Here is a 19,779-nt window from a genome sequence, read left to right on the forward strand (position 1 = left end):
CCTGCTCACCACTCGCCCGTCCGGCGGGTGGTGATGCCACTTACGCTGAGCGCGACTTTTTCGTACAAAATAATCGACCCGACTTACACCAAAAGCGGAAAAGCGCTGTCAGAGGATTTTCTTGAATTTTAAGCAGTTGCGAAAATGCTTACAGTTAAATACTGTATGCACGTACAGCTTAATAAGGATAACCTCGTGGCCACCTCTCCTGATGCTCCTGACGCTTACGAACGCATGGGCATGCGCGTTCAGAAAATCATCAATTCCCCTACCGCACAAAAAGCCAAAGCCGCGCTGATCTTTCGTCTGCCGGACGAGCCTGTGGATGCATGGGAGCAACTGCTCGAGGAAATCGACGAGAACGACAACGTCACACTCGCCTATCGCGACGATGGCGGCGTGCAGATTTTTTGGGTTGTGCCGAAGGAAGATTGATTCAATGAGTGTCCGCTGTTTTGCTTTGCTGCTGCTGTTCATCGCTTTTGGCGCCCAGGCTGGCGCGCCCCGCACTTTTACCGAGGCCAAAAAGGCCGCCTGGAAACTGTATGCACCGCAGTCCACCGAGTTTTACTGCGGGTGCAAGTACACCGGCAACAAGGTGGACTTGAAGGCTTGCGGCTACGTACCACGTAAAAATGCCAAGCGTGCTTCACGCATCGAATGGGAACACATCGTCCCGGCGTGGGAGTTCGGTCACCAGCGTCAATGCTGGCAGTCGGGCGGGCGCAAGAACTGCACCCGCTATGACCCAAGCTACCAGAAAGCCGAAGCCGACCTGCACAACCTGGTGCCGAGCATTGGTGAGGTCAACGGTGACCGCAGCAACTTCAGTTATGGCTGGCTGCCGGTGCAATCCGGGCAGTACGGCTCGTGCCTGACCCAGGTCGACTTCAAGGCCAAGAAGGTCATGCCGCGCCCGTCGATTCGCGGCATGATCGCGCGCACCTATTTCTACATGAGCAAGCAATACGGCCTGCGCCTGTCAAAACAGGATCGGCAACTGTACGAGGCGTGGGATAAAACTTATCCAGTGCAGGACTGGGAACGTCAACGCAATCAGAGCGTGGCGTGCGTGATGGGACGCGGCAATGAATTCGTCGGCCCGGTAAACCTGAAAGCCTGCGGCTGATCCTTCAGTCCAAAAGAAAAGGCCTCGAACGTGGTGTTCGAGGCCTTTTTGGCTTTTAGCTGCCAGCTTTGTTGTAGCGCCAGTAGCCCATCAGATTGAGTGACTCGCGCGGGATACCGCATTCCTTGATCAAGTATTTGCGCAGACGCATGACCGCCGCGCTTTCTCCGGCAATCCAGCCATAAAATCCTTCAGGGGCCGTGTTGGAGATCTCCCAGAGTATGTCTTTGTCGATATCGACTTCGGCGAGTTCGGCAGCTTGCCCGACCGAGGAATCCTCTGCCGGCAGGAACGCCTGCTGCACCGCCTCTACCATCAGCGCCCCAGCCACTACTTCTGGCGTCTGATCGCGGACCAGCCACTGCACCGACAGCCCAGGCCAATCCGGCACCGGGAGCATGTCTGGTGCGCTGTCCACTTCAAAGTAAGCCTGAGTCTGAGGCGGTTCAGCCATGGCAGCCAACTCGTCAAGAATGCCCATGGCGGCCGGCAATGCCGTGGCATCCGCCACCAGCAAAACCTCCTTGAGCAGCTGCGGCGGTTTCCATTCAAACCCTCCGGCATCCTGCGCGGAAAAACCGCTGTCAGGAGCGAGAATCTGCATAGACGCTCCTGGCTGCGCACGCAGCGCCCAGCGCGACGCGGGCCCGGTTTCGCCATGCAGAACAAAATCGATATCGACCTCGCCTTGCTCGGCGCGCAAATGACGAATGGTGTAGGTGCGCATTGCTGGCCGCCGGCTCGCCAGCATCGAACGAAAACGCGCGTACCAGCCCTCCTCCTGCGCAAGATTTGCGGGAGTTCCATCCTCAGCAGGAAAGAACAGCTTGACGCGCTGATCCGGCGCCCAAGTGGCCATGCCACCTATCGAAGGGTCGGCGAGCGTGATCCGCATCATGTGCGGACTCACCAGCGTCTTGCGGTGCAAAACCGCATTGAAGAGTTTGTAGGGAGCGGCGGAGGCCATGCGGAGCTCCTTCGGGAAATCGTGATTGACTCGTATAAGACGAATCGCCCGCGATGTCCTTTAGGCCGCTCCGCTGAAAGTGCTGCTTACGGCGCGAGCGGATGCTCGACGATCACCGACTCGACGTTCTGCTTCTTGGCCTTCACCAATGCCGCATCCACCTCTACCTTGCGCGCTTGCGCGTCGTCCTGGGAGTTGAACGGACCAATCAGGATCCGCGTTTTGCCGCTGCTGTCCTTGATCACGGTCGGCACGAACGCATGCTCGATCAACCAGCCACTCAGGTCACTGACAGCCTGAGGCGTTTCGCCGCGTACTTCGAGGTCCCATTGCGGGGCGGACGCCGCCGCAGGTGCGGCCGCGACTGCCGTTTTCGGCTTCTGCACGTCTACACTCTTGCCTTCACCACATCCCGCCAATGCCAGTGCCGCGACCATCCAGACCAGTTTGCGCACAACGCTTTCCTCGAAAATCACAAAGCGGCGATCTTAACATTCATAAATACTTCGCGAGGCCCGCAAAATGGGCACAAAACAACGAGATTGATGATTGCAGCCTCTGTATAGTTACGCCCTGGGAATTAATGCCGCATCTGCGCGTCAGAAAGAGGCACCCAAACCGTGAGACTTCGCACTAATCTATACGTACCACCGACCTCTGCACTGTCTGAATCAGGTGCCCTACAAAGCAATCAAGGAGAAGACCATGCTGATACTCACCCGCAAAGTCGGTGAAAGCATAAATATTGGTGATGACATTACGATCACCATCCTCGGCGTAAGCGGTCAGCAAGTCCGTATCGGCATCAACGCCCCGAAAAACGTTGCCGTGCACCGTGAAGAGATCTATCAGCGCATTCAGGCTGGCCTGACCGCCCCGGACAAGCCACAAACGCCCTGAGCCACCCCGCAGTCAGTAGCCAGTCCGTTTGCCTTCGCGTAAGACTGGCTAAAGATTCACGCGCCGTATTGCCATCCGCTCCCCAGTCCACTGGGCACGGCGCCTGACACATCCCTTCTCCGCTTCATTCGCTCCCCTCCCTTTCTCCAGCAGCGCGATACTACCTGCGACTGCCAAGCTTGGCTGTCAGACATTTCCGAGAGGACACAGGGAATTGCTCCCTGCTAGCCGAACGTCACGCCGCGCGCCATGCCGGTAGCTGCAATCATCATCAGTACCAACAGCAGCGCCTCGACATGGCTGATCCGCGCGAACAGCTTTGCACGTCCGGTATCGAGCGCCTTGCCCCGCGCCAATGCGATCCGCCATTTGACCAGCGTGATCATCGGCGCCAGCTCTGTCAGCAGAATCAGCACGAACAACGTCATCTTCAAATGAAACAGCGGCTGGTGCAGATAGTAGTCAGTGCCCTTTTCAAAGCCACCGAAGGCGCGCATGCCACCGGTCACCAGTAGCACCAGCGCAGCAATCCCCCACAGATTATCAGCGAGCAAAACCCGCTTGGCCTCACCGACGCCAGCGGCCAGACGACTGAACGCCGTGCCACGGGTCAACACGGCCCAGAAGCCCAGTGCAAAAGCCAAGAGATGAATCGCGGCGAGAAACCAGTGAACCAGCATCGACGAACTCCTTTGAGAAAGCCCTGGAAAACGCCAGTCAGTAGTAGTCGAAAAAAGCCGGTTGCGCCCGCACACAGCAATGGGGCTGGAAAGCTTCGCGCAGGAAACAGAGAGACAGAAACGGAATTCGCCAAATCGCAGGCAAAAAAAATCCCAAGCAGCTGATGGAAGCTTGGGATTTAAAAATGCATAAACCGTGGTGGTGAACGCGGGGCAGATGTTACTGAACTTCACGACCAGCAACAACATTTTTTTGATAACCGGTCGGTTAAAAATACCGGTAACCCCTTCAATATCCACACTTTTTAGACGGATCCAAAAAAAGAACAGAACGCCATATCAGCAGGTCGTGTTATTTCGAAACACGCTAAGCGCTTGGGTAACGGAAGAGATGCAGTGTCGAGAGGTGCGCTGAGGTGGGGGTTTTGAAAAAGCTTTGCAAAAGTTTTGCAAATCGCAGACAACAAAAAAGGGCCCACCTTTCGGTGGGCCCTTTTAGACCGCCCAGCAGAGCGGATTTTGTTTGGTAGGCGCGATTGGACTCGAACCAACGACCCCCACCATGTCAAGGTGGTGCTCTAACCAACTGAGCTACGTGCCTGCTGTGAGGCGGCATTCTACGGAATTCCGGAGGGGTGTCAACACCTTTTTTTCACCTAACCCTATGAATATGCAAAATATTTAATTTCGGGCCGGCAGATAAGATTTTTCCGGTGGCTGGCGGAGGTTTTTCAACTCGGGTAGGATCGACGCACTCGTAAAATATATTAAACAGAGGCTGCAGGATGGCGAACACCCCTTACCCAGAGTCTTATTACGCTGCGTCGGCCAATGCCGTACCGCCACGTCCGGCCTTGCAGGATGATGTGGAGACGGATGTCTGTGTGATCGGCGCCGGGTATACCGGGCTGTCGTCGGCGTTGTTTCTGTTGGAGAACGGTTTTCGCGTGACGGTGCTGGAAGCGGCCAAGGTTGGCTTCGGTGCGTCGGGGCGTAATGGCGGGCAGATCGTCAACAGCTATAGCCGTGACATCGACGTCATCGAGCGCACGGTTGGCCCAAAGCAGGCGCAACTGCTCGGGCAGATGGCCTTCGAAGGCGGACGGATCATCCGTGAGCGCGTGGCCAAGTACAACATCCAGTGCGACCTGAAGGACGGCGGCGTGTTCGCCGCCCTCTCCGCCAAGCAGATGGGACACCTGGAATCGCAGAAGCGCCTGTGGGAGCGCTTTGGCCACACGCAACTGGAACTGCTCGATCAGCGCCGCATTCGCGAAGTGGTGGCGTGCGATCAATACGTCGGCGGCATGCTCGACATGAGCGGCGGCCACATTCATCCGCTGAACCTGGCGCTCGGTGAAGCTGCTGCGGTCGAGTCCCTCGGCGGCACCATCTATGAGCAATCGCCAGCCGTGCGCATCGAGCGTGGCGCCAACCCGGTGGTGCACACGCCGCAAGGCAAGGTCAGGGCCAAGTTCATCATCGTTGCCGGCAACGCCTATCTCGGCAATCTGGTACCGGAACTGGCGGCCAAATCGATGCCGTGCGGCACCCAGGTAATCACCACCGAACCGCTGGGCGATGAGCTGGCGAAATCTCTTCTGCCACAGGATTACTGCGTCGAAGACTGCAACTATCTGCTCGACTACTACCGACTGACCGGCGACAAGCGTCTGATCTTCGGCGGCGGCGTGGTTTACGGTGCGCGGGATCCGGCGAACATCGAAGCGATCATCCGCCCGAAAATGCTCAAGGCGTTCCCGCAACTGAAGGACGTGAAGATCGACTACGCGTGGACGGGCAACTTCCTGCTGACCCTGTCGCGCCTGCCGCAGGTTGGGCGCCTGGGCGATAACATCTACTATTCGCAAGGCTGCAGCGGCCACGGCGTGACTTACACGCATCTGGCCGGCAAGGTACTGGCCGAGGCGTTGCGCGGTCAGGCCGAGCGTTTTGATGCGTTTGCCGATCTGCCGCATTACCCGTTCCCCGGCGGGCAGTTGCTTCGCACGCCGTTTGCGGCGTTGGGTGCGTGGTATTACGGGTTGCGTGACAAGCTGGGTTTCTGACTGAAGAAACACTTGTGGTGAGGGGATTTATCCCCGACGGGTCGCACAGCCCCCCCTAAAAATAAGGGGACTGCTGCGCAGTCCATCGGGGCGGTGCGACGTTTCGCTAAATCCCCTCACCACATTAAGATTTACAAGCCCTTATCAGAGCTGGTCTCGGGCAATTCCGCTACGAATCCGCAAGATATCCGCCAGCACCGCCAAAGCAATCTCCGCCGGTGTTTTGCTGCCCAGGTTAAGCCCGATTGGCGCATGAATCCGCGCCAGCTCGACCTCCCCCAGCCCACCAATCCTGCGCAGGCGCTCGAAGCGTTTCTGCGAAGTCTGCTGCGAGCCCATGACACCGATGTAAAACGCCTCGGTGCACACCGCCTCCATCATCGCCAGATCGTCGATGCGCGGATCATGGGTCAGCGCCACCACCGCGGTATCGCGATGACAGCCGCCATCGGCGATGAACACTGACGGCAACTGTCGACGAATCTCCACGCCGTTGAGCACCACGCCTTCGAGCACTTCATCGCGCGGATCGCAGAGAATCACTTCGAAACCCAGACCCACCGCGAACTCGGCACAGGCCTGCGCCACGCTGGAGTATCCCGCCAGCAACAGACGCTGAGCAGCACCGACGCGAATCCGCACCCGATCAATCTCGCGCTCGATGCGCGCACCCTGCTCGCGATCAGTGAACAGACTGCGCGCACCGCTGGCCAGATCGACCTCGCGAATCAAACGGCGCTGGCCGAGCAATGCCGATTCGAGTTCACGCAGATGCGCCTGCACCTCGCAGTCGGCGTCAAATTTCTCTACCAGTACGTCGAGAATGCCGCCACAGGGCAGGCTGACCCGCGAGCGCGGATCATCACCTTCGCCGTAACGCACCACGTTGACCGCATCGAGAAACGCACCTTCAGCGACGCGCTCGAGAAAGTCTTCCTCAACACAGCCACCGGACAGCGAGCCGATCCACTGGCCTCTATCGTTCACCGCCAGCAGCGAACCCGGCGCACGCGGCGCCGAGCCGTAAGTGGTCAGCACGGTGCAGAGCCAAATGCGCTGCCCCGCTACCGACCACTCCAGTGCCCGCCGCACAACCTGTAGATCGAGATGCTGCATGTCAGTGCGCCTTGTGCTCGACGGCCGGAGCGTCAGCCTGCAGTTTCTGCACGTCGCTCACCGCCAGTTCAGCCGATTGACCGCCCCAGCCTTGACGCAGGTAGTTCAGCAGATCAGTCAGTTGCTCAGGTTTGAGCTTGTCGGCGAAACCCGGCATTGGCTGCATGTGTTCGAACCCGGCGAATTTCTGCTCGCCGATGCCGTCCTCGATCACCCGCACCAGGTTGCGCGGATCTTCCAGGCGCAGCGTGGTATTGCCGCGCATGGCCACGGCGATGTGCGGTTTGCCTTCACCACCGGCGGCATGACAACCGGCGCATACGTTCAAATATTCCTGACGGCCGCGTTGCGCACTCGGGCTGAGTTTGTCCAGCGACACTTCAGTCAGCTCTTTCGCCGCTGGCGGTTTGTCGCCAAGCAGGAACGTCGCCATCGCCGCCAGATCCTGATCGTTCAGACCCTGAGTGCTGTTGTGGAACACCGGGAACATCTCGTTGAACATCGTGCCCTGGGCGCTCATGCCGTGCTTGAGGAACGTGCTCAGATCCTGCTGATTCCAGCCGCGCGCCGCCAGATCGGTGGCGAGCAGGCTCGGTGCCAGATAACCGTTGAGGATGCCGCCGGTCAGGCGCTTGTCCAATTGCATCGCGCCCGGCAGGCCGCGTGGCGTGTGGCATTCGCCGCAGTGACCGAGCACTTCGACCATGTACTGGCCGCGCTTCCAGGCTTCGCTTTTGCCTTCGCCAGACTCCAGCTTCAAGGCCTTGCCGTACAGCATGTTCCAGCCGATCAGGCCCGGACGCACGTTGAACGGAAAGCTCAGACTCGTGACCGGCGCGGCGCGCTCGATCGGCTCGATGGTTTTCAGATACGCGTGAATCGCATCCGAGTCTTCCCGCGGAACCAGGTGATACGAGGTGTACGGCATCGCCGGATACAGATTCGCCCCGTCGCGACGCTTGCCTTCGGTCAGCGCAGCGAAGAACTCGTCATCGCTGTACAGACCGATGCCGTGCGCTTTGCTCGGGGTGATGTTGGTGCCGTAGATCGTGCCGAACGGCGAAACGATCGGCAGCCCGCCGGCAAATGGCGCGCCGCCCGGCGCGGTGTGGCACGCCATGCAGTCGGCGGCGCGGGCGAGGTATTCGCCGCGCTTGACCTGATCATCAGCGTGAGCAAACAACACCGGCGCAGCCAGCCCGACCGCCAGGGTCAGGCGGGTCAATAGATGCTTCATGCTCAACCCTCCTTGACCAGGCCGAGATCGGTCAGCACGTTGCGCGTGGCGTTGTAGTAACGCACATACCCGGTGCAACGGCAGATGTGGTGGCCGAGGCTGTCCTCGATGACTTTTTCCAGTTGGCTTTTGACGATCGGCTGGCGCTGCAGCTTCTCCACCAGCACCGTCGCGGCATTGACGAAGCCCGGCGCGCAGTAGCTGCACTGGAAGGCGAATTCGTCGACGAAACGCTGCTGGATCGGGTTCAGCTCAGTGACCTGGCCACTCTCATCACGCTTGGCGTGACTTTCGATGGTGCGGACTTTCTTGCCTTCGAAGTAATGCGCGCCGGTGATGCAGGTGCGCACTTCTTCACTGGTGCCGTCCGGGTTGTCGACGATCACCACGCAGGCGTGGCAGATGCCCTGGCCGCAGCCCAGGCGTGAACCGGTGAGGTTCTTGTATTCGTGCAGATAGTCGATCATCGGCAGGTCATCAGGGATGTCCACCGGGCCGACGGATTGACCATTGAGGGTCAGTTGAAGCGGACGGTTAGCCATTGAGGGCCTCCTTGATGCGCGCAGCAGTGATTGGCAGATCGCGAACACGTTTACCTATGGCGTGCGCCACGGCGTTACCGATGGCACCGACCACCGGGATCATCACCACTTCGGCGATGCCCTTGGACGGATCGCTTGGCGACAGCGGCGGCAGAATCTCCGCGGTCTGCTTCCACACCGCCACGTGACGAGCCATCGGCAGGCGATAACGGTTGAAGTTCCAGTCACCCTCCCCCGGTCCGCCTTCGTACAGCGGCATCTCTTCCATCAATGCATGACCGATGCCCATGGCGATCCCGCCTTCGAGCTGGCCCTTGACCAGTTCTTCGACCAGCACCCGACCGCACTCGACCCACGAATGGTGGTTGAGCACCTCGACTTCCGCCGAGCCTTTGTTGACCTTCAGCTCCACCAGAGTTGCGACCGGGCTGTAGTAAGTCACCGCAGCGTTGTTCAACTGGACCACCGGGTAGTTGATGTTCTGGCGATCCAACAGGTGGAAACCCGCTGTGCTCATCAGCGCTTTCTTCGCCTTCGGCGCGCCATCACCGTACTTCACTGCCAGACCGTCGAGCGGCAGACGCTCGCGCACGCCGTCGATGCTGTATTCGGCCTCGGCCCAGCTCCAGCGGTTGAATGCGTGAACGGTGGCACCGGTCACCAGACCACGCTCGTGAGCATGCTTGGCCAGCTCTTCGAAGCTCAATGGCTGCATACCGTTGGCAGTGAGTTTGCCGTCGACCCAATGCGCATCTTCACGACGCACCACGTAAGGGTTGGCTTGACCGCCGTAAGGGCCCTGACGCCAGATTTCCATGGCCGCCGGCCACAAACCGTTGTTGAACAGCACGCGCGCCGCTTCACGGGTGGCGTGACTGAAGTAGTAGGCCGAGTTGGTCGCGGACGACGCCGAGGCCAGCTTGCCGACCCAACGCGGGTTGCGCAGCAGGTTGTCCTGTTCGGCCTGGCTCATGATGTAAGGGTTGCCGCTGGTGATCAGCTGCATTTCCTTCCATTCGGTTTCGCCGGTCTTCACGTCGTGCGCCGGGCTGCCAAGGAAATCGGCCACCACCAGCGCCTGCGAAGTGGACATGCCAGTGCCGATTTCAATACCGATGTGACGCAGAGTGATGCGACCTTCAGCAGTGAATTCGATGCTGGCCATCGGCGCTTCGGAGCCAGTGCCGAAGTCTTTCTGGCAAATGGCAAAACCCACGCCGTACCAGTTGTCCGGGTCGGCAGCTTCGCGCTGTTTCTTGATCGCGTCGCGGTTTTTCCAGACTTCGTGCACCGAGGCCTTGTCGAGAATCTCGTGCAGGCGCAGAGCACCCGCCGGGATCGCGCCCTGGGTGTTTTTCATGCCCGAACGCAAGGCGTTCTTGCGACGCAGATCAATCGCGTCAACGCCGAGGCGGTTGGCGATTTCGTCGACCATCATTTCGGTCGAGGCCATGCTTTGCAGGGTGCCGTAACCGCGCATCGAACCCGCTTCAACACCACGCGAGTGATAAGCGGTGACCTGCAGATCGTTCTGCGGCATGTAATAGATCGACTGCGCTGCCGTGGCACCGACTGCCGCTACCGACGGGCTGTAGTTGATACGGCCACCACCGTCGACGCTCATCTCGGCACGGAAAATCTTGAAGCTGTAGTCGTTCTTGTCCACTGCGAGCTGATAGCGGATGTCGAACGGGTGACGCTTGATGCCGCTCTGGAACTGCTCATAGCGGTCGTTGGCCAGACGGATCGGTACACCGGCGCCGTACAGCGCAGCGAGGGCCGCGTAGTAGACGAAGATGTTGTGGTCTTTGGAACCGTAGCCCACGGTGTAACCCGGGTGCATGTTCAGGTTTGCCAGGCCGAAGCGCGATGGCGCGATCATTTTCGCGGTCTCGGTCGCCGCTTCCAGCGGGCACTGAGTGGCGACCACGAAGTGCAGGGTCTTGGTTTTCGGGTCGTACCAGCCGTTGCCGTTGTCCGGCTCCATGGCGGCCGGTTCGATCGACGGGGTTTTGTAGCGCTCGTCGAACACCAGCCAGTTGTCCGGCGGCGTATCGATCTCTTTTTTCATGCGGTCGGCGTAGAACAGGCCGCGCTCGGTCAGGTTGCCGTGCAGGTTCGGCTGGGAATTCCACACCGGACGCCGGTTTTTCAACATCGGGAACAGAATCGAGTCTTTCAGGCTGGCGAATTCGTCTTCGTCGGCCGAGGTCGCGCCGCCCACGCGCACGTAGCGGAAGCTGCCATAAGGGTCGCCTTCGTAGTACGGCACTTGTGCACCGTAACGAATCGCCTTGTCATTGAATTTGAGTTTGTTCTTGGCCTGACGGAAACGCTCGAAATCGTTCCAGATCAGGATCGCCACCGGGTGGCCGATGAACATCGGCACTTTGCCTTCCGGCAGCAAAGGGTCTGGCGCGTGTTCTTCGGGGAAGACGATGCCGTCCTTGTCCAGATCGGCTGCGGTGACGATGCGGTCAGGCTGCAAGTCGGCGCCCAGCCACGACAGGTCGTAGCCTTCGTAGATTCGGTCGGCCTTGATGGTTTTCAGCAGCATGGCGTGGCCTTGCTGTTCAGGCCAGCCCGGCATGTCCTTGGAGCGAATGTCGCGGGCAAATACTTTGTTGCCGCAGACCTTGGACAGGGCGTCGTTACGTTGGCGTGCCTTGCCGTTGTTGCCGAGCCACTTCTCGGACGGCACGGTGACGCTGTTTTCCATCAAGGCAGCCAGCGCCTGACTGCTGAGCGGCGTGAGCGTGACGCTCACACCCGCCACCAGCCCGCCCTGGAGGAACGAGCGCCGGGATATATCACGGTTGGACATGGATCATCCTCTGGGCGGTTATGTGTCCGCCCTTCTGGTTATCTACTGGGAATCTCGAGTCTTGCAGAAGCCCTTCTTGGCTAAACAAAGGGCGTGTTGACAGTGCAAAGCTGACCGAAAGGTTAACTTTAAAGGTTTCTGAGCGTCCGGCAAACAACCAGTTACAAAAATTTGACTAAAGAATCAAAAAATCAATGCGACGTGGCACCGCAGCAGATCGCCGGGCACACCGACACCCCCCCTGTGGGAGCGGGCTTGCTCGCGAAGGCGTGACGTCAGGCAGACCATTTTCAACTGACACACCGCTTTCGCGAGCAAGCCCGCTCCCACAGGGGGGTTGCTTTGGATTCGGGGATAGGGGGAGGAAAAAGAAAAGTTGCCAAATTTCAGACACAAAAAACCCCGGTCTTTCGACCAGGGTCTTTGCTATCGATTCCGAAACAACCAACGGCTGCTTTCGGTGTTTCAAGGCGTTCAGTGGTCCTTGAAACAGATATGGCGCAGCGGACGGGACTCGAACCCGCGACCCCCGGCGTGACAGGCCGGTATTCTAACCGACTGAACTACCGCTGCGTATCGCTTTGAGCTTGCGCTCAAGTAACTCGTTTTGACTGAAAGCTTCGGTGCTTTGCAGTCGCGAACCAGACAATCTCTGACTCGTAAGATATGGCGCAGCGGACGGGACTCGAACCCGCGACCCCCGGCGTGACAGGCCGGTATTCTAACCGACTGAACTACCGCTGCGCGTCGGTGGAGGCACTTTCAGCCTACCTCTTGCTTGCGCAAGTTTCTCGGGGAGTGGTGGGTGATGACGGGATCGAACCGCCGACATTCTGCTTGTAAGGCAGACGCTCTCCCAGCTGAGCTAATCACCCGTTTGCATCTCCGAGGCCGCGAAATTTACGCAGGTAGCGAACCTAAGTCAATAGCAGGATTGAAGTTTTTCTGAAAAAGACGAAATTGTTTCCATCCTGCAAGACTGCCTTCGCGAGCAAGCTCGCTCCCACAGGGGGATTGCATTCCAAATGTGGGAGCGAGCTTGCTCGCGAAGGCGGCAGCCCATTTGACGCAAATTCAGGAGAAGAACGCGATCTACTCGGTGTAAATCATCTTCTTGGTCATGCCACCATCCACGACGAATTCCTGCCCGGTGACAAACCCGGCATTGCGCGACAACAGCCACGCGACCATCGCCGCCACATCCTCGACCGTCCCTACCCTGCCCGCCGGATGCTGAGCATGATCGGCATCGGCCAAAGGCTCTGCTCGCCGCGCAGAAGGATCCCGAGCATCAATCCAGCCAGGGCTGACCGCATTGACGCGAATTTCCGGCCCGAGGCTGATCGCCAGCGCGTGGGTCAGCGCCAACAACCCGCCCTTGCTCGCCGCATACGCCTCGGAATCAGCCTCCGACTGCCGCGCACGGGTCGAGGCCAGATTGACGATCGAGCCGTTGTGCGCGCGCAGATACGGCGCGCAGTGCTTGGCCAGCAGCATCGGTCCACTGAGGTTTACCGCCAGCACTCGATTCCAGTACGCCAGATCAAGACTTTCCAGGGTGATGTTGTGCGGGTCAGCGACTGCCGCGTTGCACACCAGTGCATCGAGACGACCAAATTGGCCGAGCACCTCGGCAACACCGAGCGCGACCTGACTTTCATCCGCCACGTCCATGGCGATGAACCAGGCATTCTCGCCCAGCACCTTCGCCACTTTCGAACCGCGCACACGATCGAGATCAGTCAACACCACTTGCCAGCCTTCGCTGATCAACCAGGCCGCGATACCCAAACCGATGCCGCGCGCAGCACCGGTAACCAGCGCCACGCGGCCATGGGTGCCCGCCTTCGGAGTAGACAACTCGATCACAACGCCGCCAGACCGCGCGACAGATCAGCCTGCAGGTCCGCCACGTCTTCCAGACCGACCGCGATGCGGATCAGGCTGTCACGGATCCCTGCTGCTTCACGCTCCTGTGGCGCCAGACGGCCATGGGAGGTGGTGCTCGGATGGGTGATGGTGGTTTTGCTGTCACCAAGGTTGGCGGTGATCGAGATCAACCGGGTGGCATCGATAAAGCGCCACGCGCCCTCTTTACCGCCCTTGACCTCGAAACTCACCACTGCACCGAAGCCCTTCTGTTGACGCTGGGCCAGTTCGTGCTGCGGATGACTCTTGAGACCGGCGTAATGGACTTTCTCGATACCGTCCTGCTGCTCCAGCCATTCGGCCAGTTGCTGGGCGTTGGCGCAGTGCGCCTTCATCCGCAGATTCAGGGTTTCCAGGCCCTTGAGGAAGATCCACGCGTTGAACGGGCTCAGGGTCGGCCCGGCGGTGCGCAGGAAACCGACAACTTCTTTCATCTGCTCGCTGCGACCAGCCACCACACCGCCCATGCAGCGGCCCTGGCCGTCGATGAACTTGGTCGCCGAGTGCACGACAATGTCCGCGCCGAGTTTCAGCGGCTGCTGCAAGGCAGGCGTGCAGAAGCAGTTGTCGACCACCAGCATCGCGCCTTTGGCGTGAGCGATTTCCGCCAGCGCGGTAATATCCACCAGCTCAGCCAGCGGGTTGGACGGCGACTCGACGAACAGCAGCTTGGTGTTCGGCTTGATCGCCGCATCCCAACCCGACAGATCGGCCAGCGGCACGTAGTCGACTTGCACACCGAAACGCTTGAAGTACTTCTCGAACAGGCTGATGGTCGAACCGAACACGCTGCGCGACACCAGCACGTGATCGCCGGCACTGCACAGGCTCATCACCACCGCCATGATCGCGGCCATGCCCGTGGCGGTGGCGACCGCTTGCTCGGCGCCTTCCAGCGCGGCAATGCGCTCTTCGAACGCGCGCACGGTCGGGTTGGTGTAGCGCGAGTAAACGTTGCCCGGCACTTCCCCGGCAAACCGCGCAGCCGCGTCGGCAGCGGTACGGAACACGTAGCTGGAAGTGAAGAACATCGGATCACCGTGTTCGCCTTCCGGCGTACGGTGCTGACCGGCACGTACGGCCAGGGTATCGAACGCTACGCCTTCGAGGTCGCTGTCCAGCCGACCGGCATCCCATTCCTGACTCATGCTGTCACTCCTTGCCCTGTACTGAATAAATGAAAGTCTTTTGCCAGATACAAAACCGGCCCCTCAGGGCCGGTAGAAACTCAGTTGTTGTACAGATCGATGATCGCACTGACCGCCTGGGTCTTGACCTTGGAGGCATCGTTGCGTGCCTGCTCGATCTTGTCCAGGTAAGCCTCGTCGACGTCGCCGGTGACGTACTTGCCGTCGAACACCGCGCAATCGAAGTTTTCGATCTTGATCTTGCCGCCACCGACTGCTTCGATCAAGTCAGGCAGATCCTGATAGATCAGCCAGTCTGCACCGATCAGATCCGCCACATCCTGAGTCGAACGATTGTGTGCGATCAGTTCGTGAGCGCTCGGCATGTCGATGCCGTAAACGTTCGGGAAGCGTACGGCCGGGGCCGCCGAGCAGAAGTAGACGTTTTTCGCGCCGGCTTCGCGGGCCATCTGGATGATCTGCTTGCAGGTGGTGCCGCGTACGATCGAGTCGTCGACCAGCATCACGTTCTTGCCGCGGAATTCCAGCTCGATCGCGTTGAGCTTCTGGCGAACCGACTTCTTGCGCGCCGCCTGGCCCGGCATGATGAAGGTCCGGCCGATGTAACGGTTCTTGACGAAGCCTTCGCGGAATTTCACACCCAGGTGGTTCGCCAGCTCCAGCGCGGCGGTGCGGCTGGTGTCCGGGATCGGGATGACCACGTCGATGTCGTGCTCTGGACGCTCGCGCAGGATCTTCTCGGCGAGTTTCTCGCCCATGCGCAGACGCGCCTTGTACACCGACACACCGTCGATGATCGAATCCGGACGCGCCAGGTAGACGTGTTCGAAGATGCACGGGGTCAGGGACGGGTTGGTCGCGCACTGACGAGTGTGCAGCTTGCCGTCTTCAGTGATGTAGACCGCTTCGCCCGGGGCCAGGTCGCGGATCAGGGTGAAACCGAGCACGTCCAGGGAAACGCTTTCGGAAGCGATCATGTACTCGACGCCTTCGTCGGTGTGACGCTGGCCGAACACGATCGGACGAATGCCGTGCGGGTCACGGAAACCGACGATGCCGTAACCGGTGATCATCGCCACCACCGCGTAACCGCCGACGCAACGGTTGTGCACGTCGGTCACGGCGGCAAACACGTCTTCTTCGGTCGGTTGCAGCTTGCCGCGCTGGGCCAGCTCGTGGGCGAACACGTTAAGCAGCACTTCCGAGTCGGAACTGGTGTTGACGTGACGCAGGTCGGATTCGTAGATCTCTTTGGCCAACTGTTCAACGTTGGTCAGGTTGCCGTTGTGCGCCAGGGTGATGCCGTAAGGCGAGTTGACGTAAAACGGCTGCGCTTCGGCCGAGGTCGAGCTGCCGGCAGTCGGGTAACGGACGTGACCGATACCCATGTGGCCGACCAGGCGCTGCATGTGACGCTGCTGAAACACGTCACGCACCAGACCATTGTCCTTGCGCAAGAACAACCGGCCATCATGGCTGGTCACGATACCGGCAGCGTCCTGGCCGCGGTGCTGGAGCACGGTTAGCGCGTCATACAGCGCCTGATTGACGTTCGACTTACCGACGATACCGACGATGCCACACATGCGACGCAACCCCTACTTAATGGATCTGAACTGAACAACACTCACTGAGGCGTTTTGGCCGACGGCAAGAGTTGCTCCTTGAACGGAATATCAGCGGGTACGCTGATTCCGCTGGCAAGCCACTGACTGCTCCACCCGAGAATCAGGTTTTTGGACCAGTCGGCGACCAATAGAAACTTTGGCACGAGCTGTGATTCTTTCCACCACCCGTCCTGCTGTACCGGCCCCAGGCTCAACAGCCCGACTGCCACGACCACCAGCAACACGCCACGCGCCGCGCCGAAGGCCATGCCCAGGAATCGGTCGGTGCCGGACAATCCGGTCACGCGCACCAACTCGCCGATAAGATAATTGATCATTGCGCCCACGATCAGCGTGGCGACAAACATGATGGCACAGCCCGCGATCACGCGAGCCGATGGGGTTTCGATGTATCCGGCGAGGTACTCGGACAGTGAGCCACCGAACATCCAGGCAACCGCTCCTGCGATGATCCAGGTCACCAGCGATAATGCTTCCTTGACGAAGCCGCGGCTCAAACTGATCAAAGCGGAGATGGCGATGATTGCAACGATCGCCCAGTCAACCAGGGTAAATGGCACAGTGCAGCCTACAGACGGATAAGGCGGCGCATTTTAGCAGAGCGCACCGCTGTCGGTAAGCTGCGATTTTCAGTGCATTTCAATCGAATCGATAGATCCTAGCCGCGCTCGGGCTGGAAGCGCACGACAAACCCTTTGAGGTTCTGCTGGCGACTCAACAGATCACGCAGACGATCGGCCTCGGCACGCTCGATCAGCGGCCCCACGAACACCCGATTCTTGCCGTCGGCGGAACGGATATAGGCGTTATAGCCTTGGCTGCGCAGGGTTTTCTGCAGGCTTTCGGCGCTGGCGCGACTCGACAGGCTGGCCAGTTGCACCGACCAGCTGACCGACAGACCGTTGGCATCGACGCGACTTTGCGTGGTGTCAGGTTTCGACGCAGCAGCAATAGGCTGAGCAGGTGCCGGAATCGGTTTGGCCACCGCAGGCGGCGCAGTCGGCTTGGCGATTGCTATGGGCGCCGTCGGCGCCGGGGCTGCCGCGATTGGTACAGCAGGCGCAGTGTCTTCTGCGACTTCTTCATCCGCTGGCACCGGTTCTTGCGGCAAAGCCTGCGGCTCAGGCACGGCCACCGATTCCATTTGCACCTGCGGCATCGAAGGGGCTTGCGGCGCGGCAGGCGCCTCGACCGTCACTTGACGTTGCTCGTCCTGGCGGGAAAACAGCATCGGCAGGAAAATCACCGCCAGTGCCACCAGCACCAGGGCGCCAACCATGCGCTGCTTGTACGCTTTATCCAGCAAAGCCATTTGCCGCTTCCTCCGTGGAGCGCCGGGCCAACCATTCAAGGGCCTCGGCAACACAATAAAATGATCCGAACAACAGAATCTCGTCGTCGCTGGTTGCGATCTCGCACTGCCCTTCCAGCGCCGCTGCGACACTGTCATAGGACGTGACGGACGCGCCAAGGTTCTGCAACCCGGCGTGCAATTCACTGACCGGACGCGAACGCGGCGAATCCAGCGGCGCGACCGCCCAATGCTGGACACTAGCATTCAATTCGCCGACAACACCATCCAGATCCTTGTCGGCCAGCAAGCCGAATACCGCCAGACGCTTGCCCACCGGCGGCCGACTGGCCAGCCGCCGCGCCAGATACTCCGCCGCGTGCGGGTTATGCCCCACGTCCAGCAGCAGGTTCAGGCGCTTGCCATGGAATTCGAACGAGCGACGATCCAGCCGGCCGACCACGCGAGTGGCCTGCAAGGCAGCAACAATTTGCGACGGATTCCACGGCAAACCAAGCAGCAGATATGCCTGCAAGGCCAGCGCGGCGTTTTCCATTGGCAGATCGAGCAGCGGCAAGTCGCGCAGTTCGACCGGCTGGCCTTGCGCATCGGTACCGCGCCACTGCCAGTGCTGGTCTGTGATGCCGAGGTCGAAATCACGCCCACGCAGGAAAAACGGACATGCCAGCTCCCGCGCCTTGTCGAGCAACGGGCGCGGAGGATTCAGGTCGCCGCACAAGGCTGGTTTGCCCTGACGGAAAATCCCGGCCTTCTCGAAGGCCACGGATTCGCGGGTATTGCCCAGGTATTCGGCATGATCGACGCCAATGCTGGTGACCAGCGCGATATCGGCGTCCACCACATTGACCGTGTCCAGACGCCCACCCAGACCGACTTCCAGCACCACAGCGTCAAGTTTTGCCTGTTGAAACAGCCAGAACGCCGCCAGGGTGCCCATTTCGAAGTAAGTCAGGGAAGTGTCGCCACGCCCGGCCTCGACTGCAGCGAAGGCCTCGCACAGCTGAGTGTCAGTGGCTTCGACGCCATTGAGCTGCACCCGCTCGTTGTAACGCAGCAGGTGCGGAGAATTGTAGACACCCACGCTCAGGCCCTGCGCCCGTAGCAAGGAAGCCACGAAAGCGCAGGTCGAACCCTTGCCGTTGGTGCCGGTGACCGTAATCACCCGAGGCGCCGGCTGGCCCAGTCCCATGCGGGACGCTACCTGTTGCGAACGCTCCAGCCCCATGTCGATGGCCGATGGATGCAACTGCTCAAGGTAGGCGAGCCACTCGCCAAGGGTACGCTCGGTCATACGTTGGCAGGCACCGGTGGAACGACGATTGGCTCGACAGGAGCGGCGACGTAGGTCGGAGTCGGCTGGCCGATCAGTTGCGCCAGCAGATTGCCCAGACGTGGACGCAATTCACGACGATCAATGATCAGATCGATCGCGCCATGCTCCAGCAGGAACTCGCTGCGCTGGAAGCCTTCCGGCAGCTTTTCACGCACGGTCTGCTCGATCACACGCGGACCGGCGAAGCCGATCAGGGCTTTCGGCTCACCGACGATCACGTCGCCGAGCATTGCCAGACTGGCGGAAACGCCGCCGTAGACCGGGTCGGTCAGCACCGAGATGAACGGAATGCCTTCTTCACGCAAACGCGCGAGCACGGCCGAAGTCTTGGCCATCTGCATCAGCGAGATCAGCGCTTCCTGCATGCGCGCACCACCGGAGGCGGCGAAGCAGATCATCGGGCAACGGTTTTCCAGGGCGTAGTTGGCGGCGCGCACGAAGCGCTCACCGACGATGGCGCCCATGGAACCGCCCATGAAGCTGAATTCGAACGCCGACACCACCACCGGCATACCCAACAGGGTGCCACTGACGGAGATCAGCGCGTCTTTTTCGCCGGTCTGCTTCTGTGCAGCGACCAGACGGTCCTTGTACTTCTTGCCGTCGCGGAATTTCAGACGGTCAACCGGCTCCAGGTCTGCACCCAGCTCGTTGCGGCCTTCGGCATCCAGGAAGATGTCGATGCGCGCCCGTGCGCCGATGCGCATGTGGTGGTTGCACTTGGGGCAAACGTCCAGGGTCTTTTCCAGCTCAGGGCGATACAGCACAGCCTCGCAGGACGGGCATTTGTGCCACAGACCTTCAGGCACCGAGCTCTTCTTGACCTCCGAACGCATGATCGAAGGGATCAGTTTGTCTACCAACCAGTTGCTCATGCTTTCTTTCTCCAGTACCGGCGGCCCGAACGCTCTGGTTCGCAGCCCCGCGTATGCCCTTCAGCTAAATTCATGTGTGTGGCGATGGTT

General features: G+C 60.0%; 18 protein-coding genes and 4 tRNA genes. 4 read left to right on the forward strand and 18 right to left on the reverse strand.

The window, feature by feature from the left end:
- Positions 1-144: 144 nt before the first annotated feature.
- Together M0808_RS24105 and M0808_RS24110 are read left to right on the forward strand one after the other, a co-directional pair.
- The gene (locus M0808_RS24105; protein ID WP_003226395.1) at positions 145-435 is read left to right on the forward strand and encodes a DUF1654 domain-containing protein; all 291 of its coding nucleotides are present in this window, start codon (positions 145-147) and stop codon (positions 433-435) included.
- A 4-nt stretch (positions 436-439) separates the two neighbouring features.
- Positions 440-1,129: an endonuclease I family protein gene (locus M0808_RS24110; protein ID WP_003226397.1), complete on the forward strand. Its 690-nt coding sequence runs from the start codon at positions 440-442 to the stop codon at positions 1,127-1,129.
- 55 nt (positions 1,130-1,184) lie between these two features.
- On the opposite strand, the gene M0808_RS24115 is transcribed toward M0808_RS24110, so the two are convergent.
- Complete coding sequence (locus M0808_RS24115; protein ID WP_247842655.1) at positions 1,185-2,096, reverse strand: siderophore-interacting protein; 912 nt, start codon at positions 2,094-2,096, stop codon at positions 1,185-1,187.
- Between the two features lie 86 nt (positions 2,097-2,182).
- Positions 2,183-2,551 carry an SPOR domain-containing protein gene (locus tag M0808_RS24120; RefSeq protein WP_247842656.1) on the reverse strand — a complete coding sequence of 123 codons (369 nt, stop codon included), beginning with the start codon at positions 2,549-2,551 and terminating at the stop codon, positions 2,183-2,185.
- A gap of 250 nt (positions 2,552-2,801) precedes the next feature.
- On the opposite strand from M0808_RS24120, the gene csrA reads away from it, so the two are divergent.
- Positions 2,802-2,996 (forward strand): carbon storage regulator CsrA, encoded by a 195-nt coding sequence (gene csrA, locus M0808_RS24125; RefSeq protein WP_003179932.1) that lies wholly within the window; start codon positions 2,802-2,804, stop codon positions 2,994-2,996.
- Positions 2,997-3,220: 224 nt separating this feature from the next.
- On the opposite strand, the gene M0808_RS24130 is transcribed toward csrA, so the two are convergent.
- The gene (locus tag M0808_RS24130) at positions 3,221-3,676 is read right to left on the reverse strand and encodes a DUF2214 family protein (RefSeq protein ID WP_115989376.1); all 456 of its coding nucleotides are present in this window, start codon (positions 3,674-3,676) and stop codon (positions 3,221-3,223) included.
- A gap of 524 nt (positions 3,677-4,200) precedes the next feature.
- Positions 4,201-4,277 (reverse strand) — tRNA-Val (locus tag M0808_RS24135).
- Positions 4,278-4,461: 184 nt separating this feature from the next.
- On the opposite strand from M0808_RS24135, the gene M0808_RS24140 reads away from it, so the two are divergent.
- Positions 4,462-5,745: an FAD-binding oxidoreductase gene (locus M0808_RS24140; RefSeq protein WP_134786865.1), complete on the forward strand. Its 1,284-nt coding sequence runs from the start codon at positions 4,462-4,464 to the stop codon at positions 5,743-5,745.
- A gap of 144 nt (positions 5,746-5,889) precedes the next feature.
- Here the strand turns inward: M0808_RS24140 and M0808_RS24145 are convergent, their stop codons facing one another.
- From M0808_RS24145 to accD, 14 genes are all read right to left on the reverse strand, one after another.
- Positions 5,890-6,861, reverse strand: a complete 972-nt coding sequence (locus tag M0808_RS24145; protein ID WP_210558990.1) for an XdhC family protein — start codon at positions 6,859-6,861, stop codon at positions 5,890-5,892.
- 1 nt (position 6,862) lies between these two features.
- Positions 6,863-8,098 (reverse strand): cytochrome c, encoded by a 1,236-nt coding sequence (locus tag M0808_RS24150; protein WP_135296200.1) that lies wholly within the window; start codon positions 8,096-8,098, stop codon positions 6,863-6,865.
- Between the two features lie 2 nt (positions 8,099-8,100).
- Complete coding sequence (locus tag M0808_RS24155; protein ID WP_003226408.1) at positions 8,101-8,640, reverse strand: (2Fe-2S)-binding protein; 540 nt, start codon at positions 8,638-8,640, stop codon at positions 8,101-8,103.
- Entirely contained in the window at positions 8,633-11,464 is a 2,832-nt protein-coding gene (locus M0808_RS24160) for a xanthine dehydrogenase family protein molybdopterin-binding subunit (protein ID WP_247842657.1), read from the reverse strand. Before M0808_RS24160 ends, M0808_RS24155 begins: the two co-directional genes overlap by 8 nt.
- A 496-nt stretch (positions 11,465-11,960) precedes the next feature.
- A tRNA-Asp gene (locus tag M0808_RS24165) sits at positions 11,961-12,037 on the reverse strand.
- A 94-nt stretch (positions 12,038-12,131) separates the two neighbouring features.
- Positions 12,132-12,208 (reverse strand) — tRNA-Asp (locus tag M0808_RS24170).
- Positions 12,209-12,263: 55 nt separating this feature from the next.
- A tRNA-Val gene (locus M0808_RS24175) sits at positions 12,264-12,339 on the reverse strand.
- 217 nt (positions 12,340-12,556) lie between these two features.
- Positions 12,557-13,333: an SDR family oxidoreductase gene (locus tag M0808_RS24180; protein WP_003226413.1), complete on the reverse strand. Its 777-nt coding sequence runs from the start codon at positions 13,331-13,333 to the stop codon at positions 12,557-12,559.
- Entirely contained in the window at positions 13,330-14,541 is a 1,212-nt protein-coding gene (locus tag M0808_RS24185; protein ID WP_103484392.1) for an O-succinylhomoserine sulfhydrylase, read from the reverse strand. The genes M0808_RS24180 and M0808_RS24185 overlap by 4 nt, the downstream gene beginning before the upstream one ends.
- 80 nt (positions 14,542-14,621) lie before the next feature.
- Positions 14,622-16,127, reverse strand: a complete 1,506-nt coding sequence (gene purF, locus M0808_RS24190) for an amidophosphoribosyltransferase (RefSeq protein ID WP_003226416.1) — start codon at positions 16,125-16,127, stop codon at positions 14,622-14,624.
- Positions 16,128-16,168: 41 nt separating this feature from the next.
- Positions 16,169-16,729: a CvpA family protein gene (locus M0808_RS24195; RefSeq protein WP_007961197.1), complete on the reverse strand. Its 561-nt coding sequence runs from the start codon at positions 16,727-16,729 to the stop codon at positions 16,169-16,171.
- 98 nt (positions 16,730-16,827) lie between these two features.
- A complete protein-coding gene (locus M0808_RS24200; RefSeq protein WP_247842658.1) occupies positions 16,828-17,481 on the reverse strand; it encodes an SPOR domain-containing protein in 654 nt (217 codons plus the stop codon).
- Positions 17,465-18,772 (reverse strand): bifunctional tetrahydrofolate synthase/dihydrofolate synthase, encoded by a 1,308-nt coding sequence (gene folC / locus M0808_RS24205; RefSeq protein WP_247842659.1) that lies wholly within the window; start codon positions 18,770-18,772, stop codon positions 17,465-17,467. The genes M0808_RS24200 and folC overlap by 17 nt, the downstream gene beginning before the upstream one ends.
- Entirely contained in the window at positions 18,769-19,689 is a 921-nt protein-coding gene (gene accD, locus M0808_RS24210; protein WP_247842660.1) for an acetyl-CoA carboxylase, carboxyltransferase subunit beta, read from the reverse strand. Before accD ends, folC begins: the two co-directional genes overlap by 4 nt.
- Positions 19,690-19,779: the final 90 nt, after the last annotated feature.

Source organism: Pseudomonas sp. MWU12-3103b, assembly GCF_023100615.1.
In the GTDB taxonomy this organism is placed as follows: domain Bacteria; phylum Pseudomonadota; class Gammaproteobacteria; order Pseudomonadales; family Pseudomonadaceae; genus Aquipseudomonas; species Aquipseudomonas putida_A.